This is a genomic window from Variovorax sp. V213 (genome assembly GCF_041154455.1).
Taxonomy (GTDB): Bacteria; Pseudomonadota; Gammaproteobacteria; order Burkholderiales; family Burkholderiaceae_C; genus Variovorax.
In genome coordinates, this window is the sequence record NZ_AP028664.1 from 1,120,458 (window position 1) to 1,135,334 (window position 14,877).

Genomic DNA, 14,877 nt, shown 5'->3' on the forward strand with positions numbered 1-14,877 from the left:
AAGGGAAAGGAAGGGAGGCGGGACTTACTTGATGAGCGCGAGCGACAGGCTCGGGAACAGCGACAGCAGCACCAGCGCGGCGCAGCAGATCAGGAAGAAGGGCAGCGTGACGATGAACATCTTTCCGGGCTTGGCGCCGGTCACGGCGGAAGCCACGAAGAAGCTCAGGCCCACGGGCGGCGTCATCAGCCCGAGCACGAGGTTGATCACCACCACCACGCCGAAGTGGCGTGGATCGATGCCGTAGATCTCGGTGGCGATGGGCAGCAGGATGGGCACCGTCATGATCAGGCCCGGAATGCCGTCGATCACCGTTCCGATCACCAGCAGGATCAGGTTCACGAGCAGCAGGAAGGCGATCGGGTCCTTTGCCACGGTCTGGATCCACGTGGCCGTGCCCTGCGGCACCTTGCCGTAGATCAGGAGCCACGAGAACACGGCGGCCGCAGCCACCAGGAACAGCACCACCGCCGAGTAGATCGCCGACTTCAGCAGGATCTGAGGAATCATCCCGAAGCGGAATTCCTTCGTCACGTAGCGGCCCACCAGCACCGCGGCCACTGCGCCCACCGCCGCCGACTCGGTCGGATTGGCGATGCCACCCAGGATCGAGCCGACGATCACGATCGGGATCAGCAGCGTGGGGCAGGCCGTGAGCATCGTGTGCAGCCGCTGCCGGATGGTTCGTTTGGCTGTGCGCGGGTAGTCGTAGATGAACCCCATGCACGCAATCACGATGAAGAACAGCACCGTGAGAATCACGCCCGGAATGATGCCGGCAATGAGCATGTCGCCCACCGCCACCTGCGCCAGCACGCTGTACACCACGAACATCACCGAGGGCGGAATGATCGGCCCCAGCATGCCGCCGTACACTGTGATGCCGGCCGCAAAGGTCTTGTCGTAGCCCTGCTTCTCCATCTCGGGCACCATGATCTGGCTCATGATCGCCACCTGCGCGGTGGCCGATCCGATGATCGACGACACCAGCATGTTGGCCAGGATGTTCACGTACGCAAGGCCGCCCTTCACCGAGCCGATGAAGGCCAGCGCGAGATCGACCAGCCGCTCGTGATGCCACCGCCGTTCATGATTTCGCCGATCAGGATGAACAGCGGAATCGCGATGAGGCTGTAGCTGTCGACCCCGCCGAACATCTGCACCGGGAACGACTGGAACAGCACGGTGTCGCCCGAGTCGAGGATGTAGACGATGCCCGCAAGGCACAGGCAGGCACCGATCGGCACGCCCACCAGCATGATCAATAGAAAGAATGCGGAAGTCAGCATGTCAGTTCACCGCGTCTGCGTTGGTCACGTGGAACTCGGTGTGCGTGCGCCGGGGCTGCAGGCCGAGGTCTTCGACGAGGTTGGCCAGCGCATGCAGGCTGAGCGTGGCCGAGAAGATCGGCAGGATGAGCTGGATGGCCCAGGTCGGCCAGTTCAGCGTCTGCGTGCGCTCGGTATAGAGAAAGTTGAAGGACTCGGCGGCGTATTCCTTGGCATCGAAGCCCCAGCGCACGATGCCCACGGGGTCCATGTAGAGCCAGCACATCGCCAGCAGCGCAAGGCCCAGCAGCAGCACGCCGCCGGAGGCGCCGGCCTTGGCGATGCGCGCGGCTTTTGCGCCCAGCTTGTCGGTGAGCAGCGTCACTGCAAAGTCGAGCCGCAGCCGCGTCATCGCGGAGGCGCCGATGAAGGTGAGCCACACCACGCAGTACACCGAGGCCTCGTCGACCCAGTAGAGCGGCACGCCGCCGTAGCGCGTGACCACGTTCAGCAGAACCAGCACGATGAGCAGGCCCATCAGGCCCGAGAGGAGGCGGCGCTCGCAGCCAAGGACGAAGTCCGACGCGTCGAGCACCCGGCGGGAGAAGCCCCGGCGTTCCAAGGTGTGTTCTTCCATGGTGAGAAGAGAATCGCGCCTTCAGGCAACCGACTGGTACTGCACAGGCCGCGTGGCCAGCGCCTTCTTCACGATCGCCTCCACGGCCGCGCGCTCCTCGCCCACCAGCGGCAGCCGCGGGCGGCGCATGTGCTCGCTGCCCACGCCCACCAGCACGTCGATCAGCTTCAGGTTCTGCACCAGCTTGTTCGATACATCCAGGTGCAGCATCGGCGTCATCCACTGGTACAGCGCCAGCGCCTCGGCGAACTTGCCGGCCTTCATCAGTTCGTACAGCGCCACGGTTTCCCGCGGGAACGCACAGCCCACCCCGGCCAGCAGGCCATCGCAGCCCAGCGCCAGCCCTTCGTAGGCCAGGTCGTCCACCCCCAGGAACAGCTGGTAGCGGGTCCCCACCGTGTTGCGCAGGTCCGTGATGCGGCGGATGTCGCCCGTGCTCTCCTTGATCGCCGCGATCCATTCGCAGTCGGCTAGCTCCAGCATGTGCTCGGGCTTCAGGTCCACCCGGTAGGCCACCGGGTTGTTGTAGACCATGACCGGCTTCTGGGCGGCGTTGGCGATGGTGCGCACATTCAGCATCGCCTCGCGCGCATCGGCCACGTAGATCACCGAGGGCATCACCATGAAGCCCGCCACCCCCAGCCGGTTGGCCCCGTCCACATAGCGCAGCGCTTCGCGGGTGCTGGTTTCCGACACATTGGCCAGCACCGGGATGCGGCCGTCGGCCGCTTCCAGCGCGATCTGGGCCACCTGCAGTTTCTCTTCGAGCGAAAGCGTGCTGGCCTCGCCCAGCGAGCCGCAGGTCACGAGGCCGTGGATGCCGTTGCGGATCTGGAAGTCGATGTGGCGAGCGGTGCCTTCGGCATCGATGCTTTCGTCGGCGTGGAACTTGGTGGTGATGGCGGGGAAGATGCCTTGCCAGCGGGGATGGGTCATGGGTTGCTTCTGGAGTCGGAGAGGGTGGATGGAGAGCCCGGAGGGGCCGTCGCTTCGATAAATATATTAATAAGATATTTAAAATATCCGCTCAGGGTATTAGCAGATTGCATGCCAGCCCAAAAAATGATGGGCAGGCGGAAAACGGCTTCAGCGGCGGCTGCAGCGCTCCCGGCGCGCCCTTCTGGCGCGTGCGGACGCGCCGCATCGAGGCACGGCGTGCACCTGATCGGCCCGCAATGAAAAACGCCCCGCTGCGTTGCGCAGCGGGGCGTTCGGGCGAAGAGAAGAAAGCGGGGAGCGCCTACTTCAGCGCCGTGGTCGCGTTAGCCACCGCCAACGCCGTCATGTTGACCACGCGCCGCACCGTCGACGAGGGCGTGAGCACGTGCGCCGAGCCCGCGGCGCCCAGCAGGATGGGGCCGACCGTGATGCCGTTGGCACCGGTCATCTTCAGCACGTTGTAGAGGATGTGGGCCGAGTCGAGGTTCGGGCACACCAGCAGGTTGGCCTCGCCGGTGAGGGTGCTCTCGGGCAGCGCGGTGCGGCGCACTTCTTCCGACAGCGCCGCATCGCCGTGCATTTCGCCGTCGCATTCGATGTCGGGCGCCATCTGCGCGAACAGGTCGCGCGCCATCCGCATCTTGCGCGCCGAGCCGCGGCTCGAGGTGCCGTAGTTCGAGTGCGAGAGAAAAGCCACCTTCGGCGGCAGGCCGAAGCGCCGCACCTCTTCGGCCGCCATCAGCGCAATGCTCGCCAGCAGCTCGGCGCTCGGGTCTTCGTTCACGTTGGTGTCGGTGATGAAGACCGTGCGCTTTTCGAGCGTGAGCGCGTTCAGCGTGGCAAAGCCCGGCGCGCCGCGCTTCAGGCCGATGAGGTTGCGGATGTGCTCCAGGTGCACGTCAAAGCGCCCGACCAGGCCGCAGATCATGGCGTCGGCATCGCCCAGGTGCATCATCAGCGCCGCAATGGTGGTGTTGGAGCGGCGCACCATGGTCTTGGCGGCCTCCGGCGTCACGCCGCGGCGGCCCATGATCTTGTGGAAGCTTTCCCAGTAGATGCGAAAGCGCGGATCGTCCTCGGGGTTGACGATCTCGAAGTCGGTGCCCGCGCGAATGTGCAGCCCGGCCTTCTGGATGCGTGCCTCGATCACGGCGGGGCGTCCCACCAGGATGGGCTGGGCCAGACCTTCGTCGACGGCCCATTGCGCGGCGCGCAGCACGCGCTCGTCCTCGCCCTCGGCGTAGGCCACGCGCTTGGAAGCGGCGATCTTGGCGGCGCCGAACACCGGCCGCATGAACATGCTGGTCTGGTAGACGAAGCGCGTCAGGTGCTGGCGGTAGGCATCCATGTCCTCGATGGGCCGTGCGGCCACGCCGGAGGCGGCGGCCGCCTTGGCCACGGCCGGCGCGATGCGCAGGATCAGGCGCGAATCGAAGGGCTTCGGAATGATGTAGTCGGGCCCGAAGGACAGCTCCTGGCCCGCATAGGCCGTGGCCACCTCTTCGCTGATGTCGGCCTTGGTGAGCTCGGCGATCTCGCGCACGCAGGCCAGCTTCATTTCTTCCGTGATCTTGCTGGCGCCGCAGTCGAGCGCGCCGCGGAAGATGTACGGGAAGCACAGCACGTTGTTGACCTGGTTCGGGTAGTCCGAGCGGCCGGTGGCAATGATGCAGTCGGGCCGCACGGCCTTCGCGAGCTCGGGGCGGATTTCGGGCTCGGGGTTGGCCAGCGCCAGGATGATCGGCTGGCCGGCCATGGTCTTCACCATGTCGGCGCTCATCACACCGGGCGCGGAGCAGCCCAGGAACACATCGGCGTCCTTGACCACGTCGGCCAGGGTGCGGGCGCCGGTGTCTTTCTGGGCGTAGCGCGCCTTGGATTCGTCGAAGCCGCCCGCGCGGCCCATGTAGATCAGGCCCTTGGAGTCGCAGGCGTAGATGTTGGCGGGCTTGACGCCCAGGCCCACCATCACGTCCAGGCAGGCAATGGCGGCCGCGCCGGCGCCCGAGACGGCGACTTTCACCTCTTCGATCTTCTTGCCGACCAGCTCCAGGCCGTTGATGAGCGCCGCGGCCGAGATGATGGCCGTGCCGTGCTGGTCGTCGTGGAACACCGGGATGTTCATGCGCTCGCGCAGCTTCTTCTCGATATAGAAGCACTCGGGCGCCTTGATGTCCTCGAGGTTGATGCCGCCCAGCGTGGGCTCCAGCGCCGCGATGATGTCGACCAGCTTGTCGGGGTCGTTTTCAGCCAGTTCGATGTCGAACACGTCGATGCCGGCGAACTTCTTGAACAGGCAGCCCTTGCCTTCCATCACCGGCTTGGCGGCCAGCGGGCCGATGTTGCCCAGGCCCAGCACCGCCGTGCCGTTGGTGACCACGCCCACCAGGTTGCCGCGCGCGGTGAAGTCTGCCGCCAGCGACGGATCGGCGGCGATGTCCAGGCAGGGGTAGGCCACGCCCGGCGAATAGGCCAGCGACAGGTCGCGCTGGTTCAACAGGGGCTTGGTCGGCGTGATCGAGATCTTGCCCTTGACGGGCGAGCGGTGGTATTCGCGCGCTGCTTCGCGAAGAGCTTCTTCTGCGGGCGAGAGAGGTGCAGCCATGAAAAGTCTCCTTGTTTCTGACGGGCAATGAGGCTACCGCAAAAGCGGGGCCTGTTCAGAGAGGGGGAATGCCGAAAACGCCTGATCCCATAGCTTGCATGGAACGCCACGCCGGTTCGCTAAACTCCGAAAGTGTTAACCAAGGTGAACCAAGGTTAAACAAGGCAATGCAACGCCGCGCAGCCAGCGCGGCCGGCCATCGTCAACCCAAACACACAATGACAATGGAGGGGCAGCGCATGACACCCGGAGCTTTCACCACCACCGACCCCGATGTCGTGGTCATCGGCGGCGGGCCTTCGGGCTCCACCGTGGCCGCGCTGCTCGCGGACAAGGGCCACGACGTGGTGCTGATCGAGAAGGCGCAGCACCCGCGCTTTCACATCGGCGAGTCGCTGCTGCCCATGAACATGCCGCTGTTCGACCGGCTGGGCGTCCGCACCGAGGTCGAGGCCATCGGCCTGCGCAAGCACGGTGCCGAGTTCGTCTCGCCCTGGCACGACCACAGCAGCCACTTCCACTTCGCCGAGGCGATGGACAAGAGCTTTCCATACGCCGTGCACGTGCGCCGCTCCGAATTCGACGAACTGCTGTTCCGTCACGCCGGCAAGCGCGGGGCGCGCACGTTCGAGGGACAGCGCGTCACCGGCGTCGACATGGACGCCGGCAAGGGCAGCCCCGACAACCGTCCGCTGGTGAAGGTCAAGGCCGACGACGGCACCGAAACCAGCTGGCGCCCGCGCTTCGTGATCGACGCGAGCGGGCGCGACACGCTGCTGTCGAACCAGTTCGACGCCAAGCAGCGCAACCGCAAGCATGCGAGCGCGGCGCTCTATGGCCACTTCGCCAATGCCGAGCGCAGGCCCGGCCGCTTCGAGGGCAACATCACGCTGTTCTGGTTCGACCACGGCTGGTTCTGGTACATCCCGCTGAAGGACGGCACTGTGAGCGTCGGCGCGGTGGCCTCGCCAGCCTACTTCAAGCGCCGCAAGGGTTCGCTCGAAGAGTTCCTGATGGAAACCATTGCGCTCGCCCCCAAGCTGGCCGAACGCCTGAAGAACGCCACGCTGATGGAAGGCGCCACCTCCACCGGCAACTACGCCTACGACTCCAAGTTCTGCCGCGGCGACCGCTTCATGATGGTGGGCGACGCCTATGCCTTTGTCGACCCGATGTTCTCTTCGGGCGTGTACCTGGCCATGAACAGCGGCTTCGAGGCCGCCACGGCGGCCGACCACTGGCTCAAGGGTGAGGCGAAAGAGGCCGAGCGCGCCTTCCGCCACTACGAGAAGGTGATGAAGCGCGGACCGAAGATGTTCTCGTGGTTCATCTACCGCATCACCTCGCCGGCCATTCGCCGGCTGTTCATGGCGCCGCGCAACATCTGGCGGATGCAGGAGGCGCTGCTGTCCATCCTGGCGGGCGACCTGTTCCGCAACACGCCCATCGGCCCGCGCTTCTGGGGCTTCAAGGTGACCTACTACGCCTCCTGCCTCGGCATCCTGCCGCAGGCCGTGAAGACCTGGGCATGGCGCCGGCGCAACCTCAAGGAGTCCCTGGAAGCCGCGAAGAACTGAGCCGGAGGCTCAGTCTGGCGTGACGGTGTGCTGGGCGAGCGCTTCGAGCGCGCGCACCAGCGCGGAATGGTCCTGCTGGCCGTGGCCCAGCGCCGCGCAGGCGTTCATGAGCTGCGCCGCGCCGGCTGTCTGCGGCAGGGCCACGCCCAGTGCCCGGGCGCTCTGCAGCGCGAGGTTCAAGTCCTTCTGGTGCAGCGAGATGCGGAAGCCCGGCGCGAAGGTGCGCTTGATCATGCGTTCGCCGTGCACCTCGAGGATGCGCGAGCTGGCGAAACCGCCCATCAGCGCCTGGCGCACCTTGGCCGGATCGGCGCCGGCCTTGGAAGCGAACAGCAGCGCCTCGCCCACCGCCGCGATGTTCAGCGCCACGATGATCTGGTTGGCCACCTTGCAGACCTGGCCGTCGCCCACGTTGCCGACCAGCGTGACGTTCTTGCCCATCTTCTCGAGCAGCGGCCGCACCTGGCCGAAGGTGCCTTCGTCGCCGCCGCACATGATGGTGAGGCTCGCGGCCTTGGCGCCCACTTCGCCGCCGGAGACCGGCGCGTCGACATAGCCGCAGCCGAGCGCGATGATGCGCTTGGCGAAGCCCTTGGTGGCAATCGGATCGATGGAGCTGCAGTCGACCACGATCTTGCCGCGCGAGTCCTTCAGGCCCTCCGCCACGCCCGGCGTGCCCGGCTCGCCGAACAGCACCTTTTCCACGTCCGGTGTGTCGGGCACCATGATGAAGATGACGTCGGCCTGGCGCGCCACCTCGGCCGCCGAGGCGCAGATGGTCGCCTTCGAGATGAAGGGCTCGGGCGTGTTGCCCTGGGTGTTCACGAAAAGCTGGTATCCCGCGTCGAGCAGATGGCCCGCCATGGGCGCGCCCATGATGCCGAGGCCGATGAATCCGATTTTTTGCGATTGCGACATGTCTTTAGGTTTCCTTGGATGCTGTTGTCTGGGTTCACTTCTGCTGCGTCAGGGCCTGCCGCCATCCGAGTCCTTCGGCGGTGGTGGCGCGCGGCTTGTATTCGCAGCCGATCCAGCCGTCGTAGCCGATCGAATCGATGTGCCTGAAGAGCCACGGATAGTTGATTTCGCCCGTGCCCGGTTCGCCGCGCCCGGGGTTGTCGGCCAGCTGGATGTGGCCGATGCGCGCGAGGTTCTTCGACAGCGTGTTGCCGAGTTCGCCTTCCATGCGCTGCGCGTGATAGATGTCGTATTGCACCCGCAGGTTGGACGACCCCACCTCGTCGATCAGCGCCAGTGCCTGGTCGGTGCGCGTCAGGAAGAAGCCCGGGATGTCGAAGGTGTTGATCGGCTCGATCAAGAGGCGCAGGCCCGCCGCCTCGAGCTCGCCGGCGGCCAGGCGCAGGTTCTCGACCACGGTCTTGTGCGCGGCCTCTGTGCTCACGCCGGCCGGCACCTTGCCGACCAGGCAGTTGAGCTGCGGGCAGCCCAGGGCGGTGGCGTAATCGATGGCCATCGCGATGCCTTCGCGGAACTCGCCGGTGCGGTCCGGATGGCAGGCGATGCCGCGCTCGCCTTTGTCCCAGTCGCCGGCCGGCAGGTTGTGCAGCACCTGCTGCAGGCCGTTGGTGCGAAGGGCTGCGGCGAGTTCCTTTTTCTCGAAGGGGTAGGGGAAGAGGTATTCCACCGCTTCGAAGCCTGCTTTGGCGGCGGCCTCGAAGCGTTGCATGAACGGCAGCTCGGTGAAGAGCATCGTGAGGTTGGCTGCGAACTTGGGCATGGTGCGTGTCTCCTCGCTCAGTCCAGCATCTCGGCCGCGACCGCGGTGGGCGCATCGGCCGGGTGCTCGGCCAGCGGCTCGAACTCGGTGATGTTGTCGATCTCGGTGCCCATCGCGATATTGGTCACGCGCTCCAGCATCACTTCGATGACGACCGGCACGCTGAACTCAGCCATCAGCGCTTCGGCGCGCCGGATGGCCGGCGCGATCTCTTCCTGCTTGTTCACCCGGATCGCCTTGCAGCCCAGGCCTTCCACTACCTTGAGGTGGTCCACGCCGTAGCTGCTCTCGATGCCGGCGTCGGGCCCCGCATTGATGTTGTCGAACGCGAGCTGCACGCAGTAGTCCATCTCGAAGCCGCGCTGCGCCTGGCGGATCAGGCCGAGGTAGGAGTTGTTGACCACGATGTGGATGTACGGCAGCTTGAACTGCGCACCTACGGCCAGCTCTTCGATCATGAACTGGAAGTCGTAGTCGCCCGAAAGCGCGACGATCTTGCGCGTCGGATCGGCGGCGCGCACGCCTAGCGCCGCGGGAATGGTCCAGCCCAGCGGGCCGGCCTGGCCGCAGTTGATCCAGTGGCGCGGGTTGTACACGTGCAGGAACTGCGCGGCCGCGATCTGCGAGAGTCCGATGGTGCTCACGTAGCAGGTGTCGTTGCTGAAGTTGTTGTTCATGCACTGGTACACGCGCTGCGGCTTCATCGGTACGCTGTCGAAGTTGGTCTTGCGCAGCATGGTCTTCTTGCGCTCGATGCACGACTTGGCCCAGGTGCGGCGGTCGGTGAGCTTGCCCGCGGCCTTCATCTCCTCGGCGACCTGGACGAAGAGCGCGAGCGCGGCCTTGGCGTCCGACACGATGCCGAAGTCGGGCGTGAACACGCGGCCGATCTGCGTGGGCTCGATGTCCACGTGCACGAAGGTGCGGCCCTTGGTGTAGACGTCGACCGAGCCCGTGTGCCGGTTGGCCCAGCGGTTGCCGATGCCCAGCACGAAGTCGCTCGCCAGCATGGTCGCGTTGCCGTAGCGGTGGCTGGTCTGCAGGCCGCACATGCCGGCCATCAGCGGATGATCGTCAGGGATCGAACCCCAGCCCATCAGCGTGGGAATCACCGGCACGCCGGTGGCCTCGGCAAAGCGCACGAGCAGGTCGGACGCATCGGCGTTGATGACGCCGCCGCCGGCCACGATCAGCGGGCGCTCGGCCGCGTTGAGCATGGCGATCGCCTTCTCGATCTGGGCCCGCGTGGCGGCCGGCTTGTAGGGCGTGAGCGGCTCGTAGCTGTCGATGTCGAACTCGATCTCGGCCATCTGCACGTCGAAGGGCAGGTCGATCAGCACCGGGCCCGGGCGGCCCGAGCGCATCAGGTGGAACGCCTGCTGGAACACCTGCGGCACCTGGCCCGGCTCGCGCACCGTGACCGACCACTTGGTGACCGGCTTGGAGATCGACTCGATGTCCACCGCCTGGAAGTCCTCCTTGTAGAGCCGTGCGCGCGGCGCCTGGCCGGTGATGCAGAGGATGGGAATCGAATCGGCCCAGGCCGAATACAGGCCCGTGATCATGTCGGTGCCCGCCGGCCCCGAGGTGCCGATGCACACGCCGATGTTGCCGGCCACGGCACGCGTGTAGCCCTCGGCCATGTGCGAGGCGCCTTCGACGTGGCGCGCGAGGATGTGGCCGATGCTGCCGCGCTGGCGCAGCGCGGAATACATCGGGTTGATGGCCGCGCCGGGCACGCCGAAGGCCTGCGTCACGCCTTCTTTTTCCATCACCAGCACGGCGGCCTGGACCGCTTTCATTTTTGCCATGGGACTGTCTCCTTGAGTGAGGTCCACTGTAGGAAGCGCAGGCCATTCGAAGAAGACGGCTGCAGGCCATAAAACCTATTCCACAGCGGAATAAGTCAGTACGATCCGGCCATGGACAGATTGCTCGCAATGGAAATGTTCGTGCGCGTGGTCGAGACCGGCAGCTTCTCGAAAGCAGCGCTCGAGTTCCACACCACGCAGCCCACCGTCACCAAGCAGGTCGCGGCCACCGAGGCGCGCCTGAAGGTACGGCTGCTCAACCGCAACACGCGCGGCGTGAGCCTCACGGAGCCAGGCGCGCTCTACTACGAGAAGTGCAAGAACATCGTGCGCGAGGCCGAGGAAGCCGAGAGCATCGTGCAACTGCGCCAGAACCAGGCGCAGGGGCTGCTGCGCGTGGGCACCTCGGTGGCCTTCGGCCGCCGCGTGGTGGTGCCGCTGGCGCTCGAGTACATGCGCCGGCATCCGCAGGTGCAGCTCGACCTGAGCTTCGAGGACCGCTATGTCGACCTCATCGCGCAGGGCATCGACGTGGCCATCCGCATGGGCAAGCTGGCCGATTCCTCGCTGGGCGCGCGCTATCTCGGCACCAACCCCTGGGCGATGGTCGCGGCGCCCGGCTACCTGAAGAAGCACGGCACGCCCAGGCGGGCGCAGGACCTGAGCGCGCACGTGGCCCTCATCTACAGCAGCGTGGTGGGCGACGAGTTCTGGCGCATGCACACGCCCAAGGGCGACGCGGTGACGGTGCCTGTCTCGGGCCGCTTCCGCTCCAACAACCTTTCGGCCGTGCTGGCCGCGGCGCGCGACGGCCTGGGCATTGCGCTCATGCCGCGCTACGTGGCGAGCGAGTCGCTGGCCTCGGGCAAGGTGGTCGAAGTGCTCGGCGACCATGCCCTGCCCGAGCAGGAGATCCACGCCGTCTTCCCCTCGCCCAAGCTGGTGCCGGGCAAGGTGTCGGGCTTCGTGGCCTTCCTGCAGGGGCGGTTTGCCGAAGGGTGGTGGGCGGCCTGAGCGCGCCCGCGATGCGCTTCAGGCCGGCACGAAGGCGCCGTGCAGGCCCAGCGGCAGTGCGTAGGGCAGCGTGGCCTGCGCCACCGGTCCTGCCGCCAGGTGGTCGGCCGCGAAGCACGACAGCACCGTCTTCTGCCGGCCGAAATCGAGCACCGTGCCCAGCACCCAGCCCGGCCTGGTGCCGTCCGGCACGAAGACATGCTCTTCCACCATGGCCTGCGTGCCGTAGCTGAAGCGCTGGCTGCGGCCGCTTTCGACATCGGTTCGCGCGATCGCGCCGAAGCCCGGCACATCGAGGCGCGTCTGCGCGGCGTGAACCACATGGCGATGGCGCAGGCCGACGCGCCGCGGGTCGATGCGCGGAAACTCGGCTTCCTGCGCCAGCGCCTGCTGCGTGGCCTTGCCGGTGCCGAGGTTCAGCGTGGCGACAGTCAGCCGCGGGTCGGTGCTCTTCACGCGGCGCGCGCGCATCACTTCGCGGTTGGTCGTGAACACCGAATCGGCGTTGTCCGAACGCACGTAGTCGATGTGCACGAGCGTGCCGCGCGGCGTGTCTTCTTCCCAGGCATTGCCCACATGGAACAGGAAGCCGGCCGGCAGCGAAAGCATCTGGCGCCGCTCCCAGTTCTGCTTGTCGATCACCAGCGCGCGCATGCCAAGTTCCGGCCGCCAGACGTGGGCATCGAGAAAGCTCGCGCCGGCCTCCTTGCGCCTGCCGTCGTAGACCAGCGGCGGCATCAGGAACACCAGGTGCCGCTCGGTCACGGCGAAGTCGTGGACCATCGGCATGTCGGCCACCGGCACCACGGCCACGCGGCGCAGCGCGCCTTCGGGCGCGATCTCGTACAGCGCCAGCAGACCCTGGCCGGAGCTCACGCCAAAGTTCCAGACGGTGCCGTCCGGATCGACCTTGGGATGGGCCGAGAACGGCATGCCCGCGAGGTCGGCGCGCCAGGTCTTCACGCCCAGCGTATCCAGCGTGCGCGCGTCGACGCGCGTGGCCGAGCCGCCTTCCCACAGCGCCAGCACCTCGCCCTGCATCGGCAGTACGCTGGTGTTGGCGACGTTGATGCTGTCGGCCGAGGTCGGCGGCTCGACGCCCGGCGGGATGGTGCCGAAGGCCTCGAACAGGCGGCGGCCGGCCCGCACCTCGGCCACGCGCTTGGGCGTGGCGACATAGCGGCCCTGGTGCCGCACTTCGGCCCCCTCGATCGCGAAGCGGTGCACCATGCCGTCGCCGTCGAACCAGTGGTGGTAGCGTTCGCCGCCCAGGTCGTGGCCGGCCGGGCCGATGCGAAACAGCGTGCCGGCCACGGCATCGGGAAACCGCCCGCGCACTGTGGCGCGGGTGAGCGGCAGGTCGTCCACGGGCGTCGCGAAGCCGGTCTTCCACGGCGCGCCGGCGGCTTCGAACCGGGCTTGCCAGTCCTCCGTGCCGGCCGCGCGGGCCAGCGGTGCCAAGAGGGGCAGGGCGCCGGCCGAAGCCAGCAGGCGCAGGAGTTCGCGTCGTTCCATGGCGGTCTTCTCCTCAGCGCAGGTGAATGACGGTCTGCAGGTCGGCCTCGACGCTGAAGGCCGCGGCTTCGAAGGCGGGCGCGGCGCGGTTGCCCTTCGCGTCGTTCGAGAAGCCGTAGCGCTCGGTCGGCATGCCCATGAGGTTGGTGTCGAGCTTGCCGTTGCCGTTCTCGTCGGCGAAGGCCCGCAGCGCGTAGCGCCCCGGCGCCAGTCCCGTGAATACGAGCCGGGCCTTGCCGCCCTGCATCGGCGCGGTCTGCGACGCCAGGGCCTTGCTGTCGGCGTAGCTGGCGGCGTCGTTGTACAGCGCCACGTAGAGCGTGGCTTCGGCGGCCGGCCCGTCGGCCACGTTCAGGCTCAGGTCGGCCGCCAGCGCGGCCAGCGGGGAGAGGAGCGCGGCGGTGCACAGGGCGCGCACACCCGGTCGGGGCAGTAGAAAGTTCATTGGCAAGACCTCTTCTGGAAGTTGGAGGCCTCGACGATCTCGCAGCCGGCACGCGCTCGCCAGCACCATGCGACGGAATGGGAAAACGCGCGCGCGAAATGCACGCAGCAGGCGCGGGGCGCACCCGCCTCGGTGCCCGGGGCCACCTCGCCTGGACGGCCTTCAAGGGCTTGTGTCAGCCGTTGTGCTTGTCGTCGCCGGGGCTGGCTTCGAGCTGGCCCGACTCCACGAACAGGCTCCACGCCGCCATGAACAGCGCCGCGATCACCGGTCCGATCACGAAGCCGTTGATGCCGAAGATCGCCATGCCGCCGATGGTCGACATCAGCACGATGTAGTCCGGCATCTGCGTGTCCTTGCCCACCAGCACCGGGCGCAGGATGTTGTCGACCAGCCCGATCACGAACACGCCGACGAAGATCAGGATGCCGCCCTGCCAGAAATGGCCCGTGGCAAGGTAGTAGATGGCCACCGGCCCCCAGATGAGCGCCGCGCCCACGGCGGGCAGCAGCGAGAGAAAGGCCATCAGCACGGCCCACAGCAGCGCGCCCTGCACGCCCAGCAGCCAGAACGCCAGCCCGCCGATGGCGCCCTGCGCAATGGCCACCGCCACGTTGCCCTTCACGGTCGCGCGGATCACGGTGGTGAACTTGTTGAGCAGGTAGTGCGTGTGCGGCTTGGCCAGCGGCAGTGCTTCGCGCATCATCTTGGAGAGCGCCGCGCCGTCGCGCACCAGGAAATACAGCAGGTACAGCATCACGAAGAAGCTGATGACGAAGTCGAAGGTGTTCTGGCCGATGGTGAGCGCCTGGCCTGCGATGAGCTGGCTGCCTTGCGCGGCGCCTGCGGAAATGCGGGCCTGCCAGGCTTCCATGTCGCCGAGGTTGAAGCGGTCGAAGATGCTCAGAAGCCATTGCGGCACGGCGTTGAGGATCTGCTGGAAGTAGGCCGCGAAATTGATCTGCCCCGAGCGGATGTTCTGCGTGACCTGCACGATTTCCTGCACCAGCGACACCCCGACCATGGCCAGCGGAAGAATCACGATGAACAGGCAGATGGCCAGCGTCGAGAGCGCCGCGGCGTTGTGCCAGCCGGGCATTTTCTTGAGCAGCCGCTTGTAGAGCGGTGTGAACAGAATCGCCAGCGCAACGCCCCACAGCACCGCGCCGAAGAACGGCATCAGCACCCAGAGAAAGGCCACGGTGACGACGGCGAGCAGGGCGAGGAACACGCCGCGCTGGAGTTGGGGTGAGTTCATAGGTGATTCGGACTGTAGCCGAGCCGGAACGCACGCCCGTGTCGGTCGGCATGCACTTGTCCTTGTGGCC

At 66.7% G+C, this 14,877-nt stretch carries 11 protein-coding genes and 1 pseudogene; 2 read left to right on the forward strand and 10 right to left on the reverse strand.

What is annotated here, in order from left to right; all coding sequences use genetic code 11:
- Window positions 1-24: 24 nt before the first annotated feature.
- From ACAM55_RS05500 to ACAM55_RS05515, 4 genes and pseudogenes are all read right to left on the reverse strand, one after another.
- A pseudogene (locus ACAM55_RS05500) lies at window positions 25-1,289 on the reverse strand (TRAP transporter large permease).
- 1 nt (window position 1,290) lies between these two features.
- Entirely contained in the window at window positions 1,291-1,905 is a 615-nt protein-coding gene (locus ACAM55_RS05505) for a TRAP transporter small permease (protein WP_369655036.1), read from the reverse strand.
- A gap of 21 nt (window positions 1,906-1,926) precedes the next feature.
- On the reverse strand, window positions 1,927-2,841 hold the full coding sequence (locus ACAM55_RS05510) for a dihydrodipicolinate synthase family protein (RefSeq protein WP_369655037.1): 915 nt from the start codon (window positions 2,839-2,841) through the stop codon (window positions 1,927-1,929).
- Window positions 2,842-3,145: 304 nt separating this feature from the next.
- Window positions 3,146-5,449, reverse strand: coding sequence for an NADP-dependent malic enzyme (locus tag ACAM55_RS05515; RefSeq protein ID WP_369655038.1), 2,304 nt, complete (start codon window positions 5,447-5,449; stop codon window positions 3,146-3,148).
- Window positions 5,450-5,688: 239 nt separating this feature from the next.
- Here ACAM55_RS05515 and ACAM55_RS05520 point away from each other — a divergent pair, with 239 nt between their 5' ends.
- On the forward strand, window positions 5,689-7,026 hold the full coding sequence (locus ACAM55_RS05520; RefSeq protein WP_369655039.1) for an NAD(P)/FAD-dependent oxidoreductase: 1,338 nt from the start codon (window positions 5,689-5,691) through the stop codon (window positions 7,024-7,026).
- A gap of 9 nt (window positions 7,027-7,035) precedes the next feature.
- On the opposite strand, the gene ACAM55_RS05525 is transcribed toward ACAM55_RS05520, so the two are convergent.
- Genes ACAM55_RS05525 through gcl form a run of 3 tightly spaced genes read right to left on the reverse strand, consistent with a single transcriptional unit; the run spans window position 7,036 to window position 10,575 of the window.
- Window positions 7,036-7,944 carry a 2-hydroxy-3-oxopropionate reductase gene (locus tag ACAM55_RS05525; RefSeq protein ID WP_369655040.1) on the reverse strand — a complete coding sequence of 303 codons (909 nt, stop codon included), beginning with the start codon at window positions 7,942-7,944 and terminating at the stop codon, window positions 7,036-7,038.
- Window positions 7,945-7,978: 34 nt separating this feature from the next.
- Window positions 7,979-8,764 (reverse strand): hydroxypyruvate isomerase, encoded by a 786-nt coding sequence (gene hyi / locus ACAM55_RS05530; protein WP_369655041.1) that lies wholly within the window; start codon window positions 8,762-8,764, stop codon window positions 7,979-7,981.
- A gap of 17 nt (window positions 8,765-8,781) precedes the next feature.
- Window positions 8,782-10,575 (reverse strand): glyoxylate carboligase, encoded by a 1,794-nt coding sequence (gene gcl / locus ACAM55_RS05535; RefSeq protein WP_369655042.1) that lies wholly within the window; start codon window positions 10,573-10,575, stop codon window positions 8,782-8,784.
- A 111-nt stretch (window positions 10,576-10,686) separates the two neighbouring features.
- On the opposite strand from gcl, the gene ACAM55_RS05540 reads away from it, so the two are divergent.
- Window positions 10,687-11,589: a LysR substrate-binding domain-containing protein gene (locus ACAM55_RS05540; RefSeq protein ID WP_369655043.1), complete on the forward strand. Its 903-nt coding sequence runs from the start codon at window positions 10,687-10,689 to the stop codon at window positions 11,587-11,589.
- A gap of 18 nt (window positions 11,590-11,607) precedes the next feature.
- On the opposite strand, the gene ACAM55_RS05545 is transcribed toward ACAM55_RS05540, so the two are convergent.
- From ACAM55_RS05545 to ACAM55_RS05555, 3 genes are all read right to left on the reverse strand, one after another.
- Window positions 11,608-13,104 (reverse strand): carotenoid oxygenase family protein, encoded by a 1,497-nt coding sequence (locus ACAM55_RS05545; protein WP_369655044.1) that lies wholly within the window; start codon window positions 13,102-13,104, stop codon window positions 11,608-11,610.
- Between the two features lie 13 nt (window positions 13,105-13,117).
- The gene (locus tag ACAM55_RS05550) at window positions 13,118-13,549 is read right to left on the reverse strand and encodes a DUF2141 domain-containing protein (RefSeq protein WP_369655045.1); all 432 of its coding nucleotides are present in this window, start codon (window positions 13,547-13,549) and stop codon (window positions 13,118-13,120) included.
- Window positions 13,550-13,724: 175 nt separating this feature from the next.
- On the reverse strand, window positions 13,725-14,807 hold the full coding sequence (locus ACAM55_RS05555) for an AI-2E family transporter (RefSeq protein WP_369655046.1): 1,083 nt from the start codon (window positions 14,805-14,807) through the stop codon (window positions 13,725-13,727).
- Window positions 14,808-14,877 lie beyond the last annotated feature (70 nt).